Genomic DNA, 694 nt, shown 5'->3' on the forward strand with positions numbered 1-694 from the left:
TCAACCAGATTTAAACCAAGACAATTTGTCGTGCAGTTTCGTTACTTCACCTATGATAAGTAAGGTGGGTGCAATGGGTTTTTCACGTTCAGCAAGCATAGGTAGCTCAGCAATGTTGCTTAACCAGACTTTTTGGTTTTCAGTTGTACCTTGTTGGACCAGTGCTGCAGGCATATCGGCCGGCATGCCATGCTGTTGCAATTGTTGACTCAATTGAGGTAAGCCAGCAAGTCCCATGTAGACCACCACTGTTTGTCTTGGTTTCACTAAGACAGGCCAATTTAAATTTAATTCCCCTTCTTTCAATTGACCAGTCACAAAAATACAACTTTGGGCATAATCGCGATGAGTCAATGGTATACCAGCATAGGATGCGCAGCCTGATGCGGCTGTGATTCCAGGCACCACCTGAAAAGGAATATTATGTTCAGCCAAGGTATCGATTTCTTCTCCACCCCGACCAAATATAAATGGGTCGCCGCCTTTTAAACGTAAAACACGTTTGCCTTGTTGGGCATGTTTAAGTAATAAATTATTGATTTCTTCCTGTCTAACGGCATGCCATGATCGTTGCTTACCGACATAGACGAGTTCAGCCTCCTTACGAACCAAAGCCAAAATTTCTTTACTGACCAAGCGGTCATAAAAAACAATATCGGCCTGTTGCATGAGTCTTAGTGCTTTAAATGTCAGT

General features: G+C 42.9%; 1 protein-coding gene. It reads right to left on the reverse strand.

The window, feature by feature from the left end:
• Positions 1 to 694: uroporphyrinogen-III C-methyltransferase (cobA, locus tag B4K20_RS07840; RefSeq protein ID WP_289282487.1), on the reverse strand; the 694-nt coding region annotated here is incomplete at its 5' end.

It is taken from the genome of Methylophaga sp. UBA5088 (genome assembly GCF_002414625.1).
Lineage (GTDB): Bacteria > Pseudomonadota > Gammaproteobacteria > Nitrosococcales > Methylophagaceae > Methylophaga > Methylophaga marina.